Here is an 8,270-nt window from a genome sequence, read left to right on the forward strand (position 1 = left end):
CCCTTACAACATGGTCCACGGCCGGCTGACGTCCCAGGCGGGCCTGCGCGGCGGCCTGATCACCTTCGGCAACGGGACGATCGACCTGGAGCGGGCCGCCTTCGTCCCCGGGGTGGAGGTGACGGGCCGCATCACCCTCACTTCTCCCGACACCGCCACGACCTCGGGCGCGACTCGGGGCGCGGCTCCGGGTACGGCCACGGCCTCGCTCACCGTCACAGGGGCCGGTGTGCCGGGCGGCAGGACGTACCGGGTGGAGCTGGCGTGGGCGGCGTTCACGGCCCGGGAGCGGCCCGCGCTGTCCGGCTCCTTCGACGGGACGCCGTTCGAGGTCCGCGAGCTGCGCTGACGCCCGCGCCGCCCCGCCGAGCACCCGGCGCGCGCCGACCTGCGTCCCGCACACCGGTCCGGGTCCGGGCGCCGGTCCGGGTCCGGGTCCGGGCGCCGCGCCGCGCGTGCCCGCCCGCGCGGTGACCCGACATGTCCCCCCGGCAAGCCGGGGGGACATGTCGCCTTTATCAGCATCGGATCATGTACCGGCTAATCTGCGCACATGCACACTCAGTCCCCCCTCGCGCCGGCTCACGGGCTCGAACCGCGCCTCATCAAGGCCGAGCTCTTCGTCGTGATGTCCGTCTCGCTCGGCGCCAGCGCCCTGGTGGCGTTCGTGCGGCTGATCGGGTCGCTGACCGCGCCGCGCGAGCTCAAGGGCCAGCAGGCGGTGCTCGTCGGGTCCATGGCGCCCGGCCGGCCCTGGCTGGACCTGGCGCTGCAGCTCGTGCAGATCGCGATCGCGGTCGCGCCGGTGGGGCTCGTGGCGTACCTCATGGTGCGCTCGGGCGAGTCGCTGCGGACGATCGGCGCCGACTTCCGCCGGCCCGGCGGCGACCTCCTGCGCGGCGCGCTGCTCGCCGCCGCGATCGGCGGCTCCGGGCTGGCGTTCTACCTCGCGGTGTGGGCGGCCGGCGTGAACCTGACCGTCGTCCCGGGCGCGCTGCCCGGGGAGTGGTGGCAGGTGCCGGTGCTGCTGCTGGCCGCCGCGCAGAACGGCGTGCTGGAGGAGGTCATCGTCGCCGGCTACCTGCTGCACCGGCTCGGCCAGGCCGGATGGACGCCGTGGAAGGCGGTGGCGGTGTCGTCGCTGCTGCGCGGGTCCTACCACCTGTATCAGGGGTTCGGGGGGTTCGTCGGGAACGTGGTGATGGGGGTGGTGTTCGGGCGGGCGTACCAGAAGTGGGGGCGCACCATGCCGCTGATCATGGCGCACACGCTCATCGACGCCGTCGCCTTCGTCGGATATGCCTTCCTGCGCGGCCGGGTGAGCTGGCTGCCCTGACCCCTCACAACGATCGGGCCGTTGACCGGTGCCCGGGTTTCGGGTTGGGTGCGGATTATGAACTTCGCGGTCCCCGACAGCGTGCGGCCGGTTCGCGATGCCGTGCACGCGTTCATGACCGAGCGGGTCGAGCCCGCCGAGCCGGTGCTGCACGAGGGCGGGCCGGCCGCCTCGGCGGCGCTGGAGGAGCTGCGCGCGCAGGCCAAGAAGGAGGGCCTGTGGGCGCTCGGCCACCCGCGCGAGCTGGGCGGCGGCGGGCTGCCGTTCCTCGACTACGTCTACGTCAACGAGGTGCAGGGGCGCAGCGAGTACGGGCAGCTCGCGCTCGGCACGTACACGCTGCAGGATTCGCTGATGCTGCACGAGCACGCCTCGCCCGAGCAGCGCGAGCGGTTCCTCGAGCCGCTGGTGCGCGGCGACATCTCGCCCAGCTTCGCGATGACCGAGCCGGGCGTCTCCAGCAGCGACCCCACGCAGATCACCACGTCCGCCGTGCTCGACGGCAGCGAATGGGTGATCAACGGGCACAAGTGGTTCACCACCGGGGCGTCGCGGGCGGCGTACACGACCGTGATGTGCAGGACCGAGCAGGACGCGCCCCCGCACCGCGCGTTCTCCATGATCGTGGTGCCGACCGACACGCCCGGGTACACGATCGTGCGCGAGACGCCGGTGCTGGGCCTCGACGGCGCGCACTGCGAGGTGCGTTACGACAACGTGCGCGTCCCCGCGTCGAGCCTGCTCGGCGAGCGCGGGCAGGGCTTCGTCATCGCGCAGCGGCGGCTCGGGCCCGGGCGCATCTTCCACTGCATGCGCTGGCTCGGGCAGGCGCAGCGCGCCTTCGACCTGATGTGCGTACGGCTGCACGAGCGTACGGCGTTCGGGCAGCCGCTGGCGGCCAAGCAGCTCATGCGGCAGCACGTGTTCGACTCCTACGCCGAGATCCAGTCCGCGCGGCTGCTCACGCTGCACGCCGCCGAGGCGATCGACCGGGGCTCCGAGGCCCGCGTGGAGATCGGGGCGATCAAGGTGGTGGGCGCGCGCATGCTGCACAACGTCATCGACCGGGCGATCCAGGTGTACGGCGCCGCCGGGCTGACGCCCGACACGCCGCTCGACCGCATGTACCGGCACGCCAGGGCCGGGCGCATCTACGACGGCCCTGACGAGGTGCACATCGACTCCGTGGGACGGCGGATCCTCGGCGAGTACGCGGCGGGCGGGTCGTGGGAGTTCGGCCTGCGATGACCACCGGCCTGCACGCCGTCGTCCGTGCGGCGCTCGGGGAGAAGGCGGTGGTCGAGGCCGGGGTGCGGTTGCCCGGCGGCGCTTCGCGCGAGACCTGGGCGTTGGACGTGACCCTGCCTGACGGAGGGCCCGACGAGGGGAGGCACGAGTTGATCCTGCGGCTCGACTCCCCCGGCGCCGCCGCCATGGAGGGAAGCGCTGCAGACGGTACTGGTACTGGGCTGGGTGCCGGGCTGGGCGTGGAGGCGCGGCTCATGCGGGCCGCGGCCGTCGCCGGGGTGCCGGTGCCGCGGATCGTCGCGTGCGGGGAGTCGTACATCCTCATGACGCGCGTCCCCGGCGAGACGATCCCGCGCAAGATCCTGCGGGACGACGCCTACGCGGCGGCCAGGCCGCGACTGGCCCGGCAGTGCGGGCAGGCGCTGGCCGCCATCCACCGCATGCCGCTCACCGCGCTCCCGCCGCAGGAGCACGTGGAGGAGCAGGCGGACGACCCGTTGCTGCGCTGGCGGGACGTGCTCGACCAGCTCGGCGAGCCGCACCCGGTGTTCGAGCTGGCGTTGCGCCGGCTGGCCGCGACCCGTCCGGCCGGTGGGCGGCGTACGGTCGTGCACGGCGACTTCCGCAACGGCAACCTCATCGTCGGGCCCGAGGGGATCAGGGCGGTGCTCGACTGGGAGCTCGCGCACGCCGGCGACCCGCTGGAGGACCTCGGGTGGCTGTGCGTGAAGGCGTGGCGGTTCGGCTCGCCGCTGCCGGTCGGCGGGTTCGGCGAGTACGGCGAGCTCATCGACGCCTACGAGGAGGCCGGTGGGCAGGCCGTCGATCGGGACGCGCTGCGGTGGTGGGAGACGTTCGGCGTGCTCAAGTGGGGCGTCATCTGCGTCATGCAGACGATGCGGCACCTGCGCGGCGGCGCCCGCTCCGTGGAGCTGGCCGCGATCGGGCGGCGCGTGTGCGAGAACGAGTGGGACCTGCTGCGGTTGCTGCGCGAGCAGCGGGGAGCACGAGGGTAGCCGGGGACGGCCGCGGCGTCAGGCGGTGCGCGCCGGGCTCCCGGCGCGGGCAGCGGGCGTGAGGGCCGTCGCGATCACGTCCACCAGGCCCTCCACCACCTCGTCGCGGTCCACCTCCGGATGGTCGAGCCACCAGTCGCCGGTCGTCTGCACCATGCCGACGAACGCGTGCCCCAGCACCTGGGCGCGCGTCGGGTCGGGCACCGCGCGTTCGGCGGCCAGGACCTCGCCGAGCTCCTCCCCCAGGCTGCGCACCAGCGACGTCATGTGGGAGCGGACCCGGCTGTCCTCGGCGCCCGCCCGGTGGAACAGGAAGCGGTAGAGGTTGCGGTTGGCGGCGATGAGGTCGAGGTAGACGCCGATGGCCGCCCTGGCCCTGCCGCGCGGGTCGGCGCCGGTGGCGGCGAACTCGGGGCGCAGCTGGGCGATGACCGTGCGCACGTGGCGGTCGGCCAGGGCCTGGTAGAGGCCGTGCTTGTCGCCGAAGTGGCGGTAGAGGATGGGCTTGGTGATGCCGGCCTCGGCGGCGATGGCGGCCATCGACACGCCGGGGCCCTCCTTCATGATGACCCGGTCGGCGGCGTCGAGCAGCGCCCTGCGCCGATCAGGATCCCGCCCGCTCACACGTCCAGGATAGATCGCCGGCGGAGCCTGGGCAGCGCCGACAGCACGAGGACGGCGCCGATGAGCGCGTACAGGCCGCTCATGCCGGCCAGCGTGCCGGGCGGCTCGGCCAGCTCCGCCCACGGCGCGCCGCCCGGCGGGGACCACGGCAGTCCGCCGGCCCGCGCCCACGGCAGGGTTGCCGCCAGGCGGATCGCGGCGTCCACGTCGAGGGCGAACAGGACGCCCGCCGCCGTCAGCGGCACGCCGCAGCCGAGCGCGGCGGCGGGCCAGGCGGTCAGGAGCGTGACGAGGACGGCCACGGCGGCGAGGTAGGCCAGGCCGAGCGGGGCCGGGGAGAACGCGGCCTGGCCGGTGCGCAGGCAGCGGGCGGCGGCGTCGGTGAGGTAGTAGACGGGGGCCAGGGCGGCCACGCCTGCCGCGGCTGCCAGGAGAGGGCGGGGGCGGCGCTTCACATCGGCACACCTTACGCCGGGGACGGCCGGCCCAGGGGCGATATCCCGATCTTCCGCGAACGCCGGAGTCCGATCACCCGATGCCGCTGCGGAGCCCGCCTCCGAGCATGCGCCGACGAGCGGGCGGAGCCGCTGGCAGGGGCCGGAGACGGGGGCCGGAGACGGGGGCCGGAGACGGGGGCCGGAGACGGGGCTTAGGGGTGAGGCCGAGGGGTCGGGTTGGGCCGGGACAAATCCCGACTTTCCGGGTTACCGTCCGAGCTGGCAAGAGGCCGCCGTACCGCGATGGAGGGATGCCCGCTCCCACCCCCGCTCCCCCATCCCCTTCCCGTACCCCGGCGAGCGCGCCACCGTGACCGTGTGCCGGCTACGGGACGAGGTGGTGAGCGAGGTGCTGGCCGGCGAGGGCAGCTTTCCGGAGCTGCGGCTGGGGGTGCCTCCTGAGGAGATCGCCTACACGCCGTCCTGGATCACCGAGGGGCCGCTGGCCCTCCCGGTGATCCTCGGGGTCACCAGCAGGTGAGGTCGGGGTTGGGCGCCGGCTCGCAGGGCCCCTGGTTGCCGCCGCCGTCGATGACCATGCCGGGCGGCGCCCAGATCATCCGGCCGGCGTTGCCGGTGCCGACGTTGTTCGCCAGCGCGATGCGCGCCGCCGGGTCGAGCCGGGTGATGAGGTGCAGACCGCCCTGGACGGGGTTGCCGTCGTCGTCGACGATGCCGCTGGGCGCGTGGCCGTTGCCGACGAACACGTTCCCCGAGACCGGGTCGGGGCTGGGGATGACGGTCCTGCGATTCTCCAGGTACATGCCGACCGTGCGGTTGGCGGTGAACACGTTGTCGCGCACGATCGTGTTGCGGAAGGTGTAGTCGGCCAGCAGGCCGATGTCGTTGGCCAGGAACACGTTCTTCTCGATCACGTTCGCGTTGGCGGGCGTGTAGGCCTCGCTGGTCTCGAACGCCGTGCCGGCGTTCTTGAACACGTTGCCCTTGAACAGGTTGCGGCGGCACTCGGGGGTGCCCATGAGCACGGGGAAGTCGTCGAAGACGTTGGTGAGGTACTCGCCCCGGTCGGACTGGCCGATGCCGAGCAGGCCGTGGCTGAGCAGGCTGTGCCGGATGGCCGAGTAGTTCGACTCGTACAGCCGCACCTCGCCGGTGACCCGGCACCGGTCGACGACGAGCTTGCCGGGCCCGCCCCGCAGGTCGGCGCCCGCCAGGCGGCAGCTGCCGAGGGTGCCGCCGACCGTGATGGTGGAGTTGCGGCCCCGTACGAGCGCGTCGGTGAAGCGCACGCCGGTGACGGTGACGTCGGGCGAGACGCCGCTCGTCCCGAGGGCGTACAGCCCTTCCGCGAAGCCGGTGACCCTGCCGCCGCGCAGGACGAGCCCGGTGTGCCCGTGGACGCGGACCGCCGTCCCGGTGCCGTCGCCGGTGATGGCGTGGCCGTCCAGGTCGATGGTGACGTCGTCCGCGCCGACGGTGAGCGCGTCGCCGCCCGCGCAGACGAGGTCGGCGGTGAGCGTGACGCTGCCGGTCAGCACGTCGCCGCAGCTCACGACGTTCAGCGCGGACGCGTGCGCGGCACCGGGCACGGCCAGCACCGCCAGCGCGATCGATAACGCGGCGGCCGTGAGCGTGGTCTTTCTTCCTCGGGACATGAGTGCTCCTTCTCCTGGGCGGATGCGCTGGAGGGCAGCCCGCAGCGCCGTTTGGCACGTTCCAGAGTGCGGCGGTGAGGGGGCGGGGGCGGAAAGAGCGCGGTCGACTTGAGTTTGCGGCCATTTGTGGCATTTGTCGGCACCTAAGGCGGAAGTGGCCACAACTGGACAAGTGGGGCAAACGGCTGGCCCCTGGCCGGGGCCGGCCGTCGTCACGCGCGTGCCAGGCGCAGCAGCAGGTCCTTCACCTCCGTGGCCTCGTACCGCGAGCGGGCCTGCGCCGGATCGGAGCAGAGCAGGACGGGGGCGTCGGCCGGGTCGGCGGGCAGCAGGCCGTGGGAGCCGCGCACCGCGCGGGCGCCCGCGTCCAGGCCGACCACGCTCATGACGTAACGCAGGCCCGCCTTCTTGCGCAGCAGCGCCAGCCCCGCCCGCCGCTTGGCCGCGCCCGGGGCGGCCGGGTCGAAGAACAGCTCGGCCGGGTCGTAGCCGGGCTTGCGGTGGATCTCGACGACGCGGGCGAAGTCGGGGGCGCGGGCGTCGTCCAGCCAGTAGTAGTAGGTGAACCAGGAGTCGGGCTCGGCGAGCAGGACCAGCTCGCCCGAGCGCGGGTGGTCCAGGCCGTGCGCCACCTTGCCGTCCTGGTCGAGCACGGTGGCGACGCCCTCGGTGGAGGCGCACAGCTTGGCCACGGCCGGCACGTCGGCGGGGTCGCGGACGTAGACGTGCGCGATCTGGTGGTCGGCGACGGCGAACGCGCGCGACGTCCACGGGTCCAGGTACTCCATGCCGTCCTGGGTGTGCACGCGCAGCAGGCCCTCGGCGCGCAGGACGCGGTTGACGTCCACGGGGCGGGAGACGTCGGTGATGCCGTACTCCGACAGCACCACCGTGGTCCGGCCCGCGGCCGCGTCGAGCAGCGGCGCCAGCACGGTGTCCAGCTCGGCCGCCGCGGCGGCGGCGCGCGGGTCGGAGGGGCCGAAGCGCTGCAGGTCGTAGTCGAGGTGCGGCACGTAGACGAGCGTCAGGTCGGGGTCGTGGACGGCCATGACGTGCTCGGCGGCCCGGCAGATCCACGACGACGACGCGATGCCCGCCCCCGGCCCCCAGTAGCTGAACAGCGGGAACGTGCCGAGCTTCGCGGTCAGCTCGTCGTGCAGCCCCGGCGGGTCGGTGTAGCAGTCGGGGTCCTTGCGGCCGTCGGCGCGGTAGATGGGGCGGGGCGTGACGGTCCAGTCGACGTCGGCGCCCATGGCGTACCACCAGCAGACGTTCGCCACGGTGAAGCCGGGGCGGTCGCGGCGCGCCGCCTGCCACACCTTCTCGCCGCCGACCAGCGCGTTGTGCTGGCGCCACAGCAGCACCTCGCCCAGGTCGCGGAAGTACCAGCCGTTGCCCACGATCCCGTGCCCCGACGGCGGCAGGCCCGTCAGGAACGTGGACTGCGCCGGGCACGTCACCGCCGGCAGGACGGTGCCGAGCTCGGCGCGGAAACCGGTCGCGGCCACCGCCCGCAGGCGGGGCATGTGGGCCAGCAGTCGCGGGGTCAGCCCCACCACGTCGAGGACCAGCAGCTTCGTCATGCCGTCACTCCGAGGTCGCGCAGGTGGTCGCGGGCGAAGGCCAGCTCGCCGGCGATGCCGTCGGCGAGCTGGGCGGGGGTACGGGGGCGCAGCGCGGGCGGCAGCACCCCCCACGTGTAGGTCTCCACGTCATAGTGGTCGCACAACGGCTCGGGCCCGCCCACCAGCTCCTTCAGCGCCTCGCGCAGCACCGGCACGGTGGTCGTCAGCGGCGGGGGGGGGGGGGGGGGGGGGGGGGCCGGGGGGGGGGGGGCGGGCGGGGGGGGGGCGGCGGGCGGGGGGGGGGGCGGGGGGGGCGGGGCGCCGGGCGGGCCCGGGAGGGGGGGGGAGGGGGGGGGGGGGGGGGGGGG

At 74.1% G+C, this 8,270-nt stretch carries 9 protein-coding genes and 1 pseudogene; 5 read left to right on the plus strand and 5 right to left on the minus strand.

Going from position 1 to position 8,270, the window contains the following annotated elements; genetic code table 11:
• The 4 genes and pseudogenes from HCN51_RS57140 to HCN51_RS57155 form a co-directional block, all read left to right on the plus strand.
• A pseudogene (locus HCN51_RS57140) lies at positions 1-349 on the plus strand (hypothetical protein); the annotation flags it as partial.
• 204 nt (positions 350-553) lie between these two features.
• Positions 554-1,336 (plus strand): CPBP family intramembrane glutamic endopeptidase, encoded by a 783-nt coding sequence (locus HCN51_RS57145; protein WP_168022139.1) that lies wholly within the window; start codon positions 554-556, stop codon positions 1,334-1,336.
• 57 nt (positions 1,337-1,393) lie between these two features.
• Positions 1,394-2,584, plus strand: a complete 1,191-nt coding sequence (locus HCN51_RS57150) for an acyl-CoA dehydrogenase family protein (RefSeq protein ID WP_168022140.1) — start codon at positions 1,394-1,396, stop codon at positions 2,582-2,584.
• Positions 2,581-3,600 (plus strand): phosphotransferase family protein, encoded by a 1,020-nt coding sequence (locus HCN51_RS57155; protein ID WP_168022141.1) that lies wholly within the window; start codon positions 2,581-2,583, stop codon positions 3,598-3,600. Before HCN51_RS57150 ends, HCN51_RS57155 begins: the two co-directional genes overlap by 4 nt.
• Before the next feature lie 18 nt (positions 3,601-3,618).
• Here the strand turns inward: HCN51_RS57155 and HCN51_RS57160 are convergent, their stop codons facing one another.
• Both HCN51_RS57160 and HCN51_RS57165 read right to left on the minus strand, forming a co-directional pair.
• Positions 3,619-4,224: a TetR family transcriptional regulator gene (locus tag HCN51_RS57160; protein WP_168022142.1), complete on the minus strand. Its 606-nt coding sequence runs from the start codon at positions 4,222-4,224 to the stop codon at positions 3,619-3,621.
• Positions 4,221-4,679 (minus strand): hypothetical protein, encoded by a 459-nt coding sequence (locus HCN51_RS57165; protein WP_168022143.1) that lies wholly within the window; start codon positions 4,677-4,679, stop codon positions 4,221-4,223. The genes HCN51_RS57160 and HCN51_RS57165 overlap by 4 nt, the downstream gene beginning before the upstream one ends.
• Positions 4,680-5,037: 358 nt before the next feature.
• Here HCN51_RS57165 and HCN51_RS57170 point away from each other — a divergent pair, with 358 nt between their 5' ends.
• A complete protein-coding gene (locus HCN51_RS57170) occupies positions 5,038-5,202 on the plus strand; it encodes a hypothetical protein (RefSeq protein ID WP_168022144.1) in 165 nt (54 codons plus the stop codon).
• On the opposite strand, the gene HCN51_RS57175 is transcribed toward HCN51_RS57170, so the two are convergent.
• The 3 genes from HCN51_RS57175 to HCN51_RS57185 form a co-directional block, all read right to left on the minus strand.
• On the minus strand, positions 5,189-6,337 hold the full coding sequence (locus HCN51_RS57175) for a NosD domain-containing protein (protein ID WP_168022145.1): 1,149 nt from the start codon (positions 6,335-6,337) through the stop codon (positions 5,189-5,191). The two genes, HCN51_RS57170 and HCN51_RS57175, sit on opposite strands and share 14 nt — an antisense overlap.
• A 212-nt stretch (positions 6,338-6,549) precedes the next feature.
• The gene (locus HCN51_RS57180) at positions 6,550-7,920 is read right to left on the minus strand and encodes an alkaline phosphatase family protein (protein ID WP_168022146.1); all 1,371 of its coding nucleotides are present in this window, start codon (positions 7,918-7,920) and stop codon (positions 6,550-6,552) included.
• A complete protein-coding gene (locus HCN51_RS57185; protein ID WP_206069102.1) occupies positions 7,917-8,117 on the minus strand; it encodes a hypothetical protein in 201 nt (66 codons plus the stop codon). Before HCN51_RS57185 ends, HCN51_RS57180 begins: the two co-directional genes overlap by 4 nt.
• Positions 8,118-8,270: the final 153 nt, after the last annotated feature.

Source organism: Nonomuraea composti (genome assembly GCF_012034275.1).
Lineage (GTDB): Bacteria > Actinomycetota > Actinomycetes > Streptosporangiales > Streptosporangiaceae > Nonomuraea > Nonomuraea composti.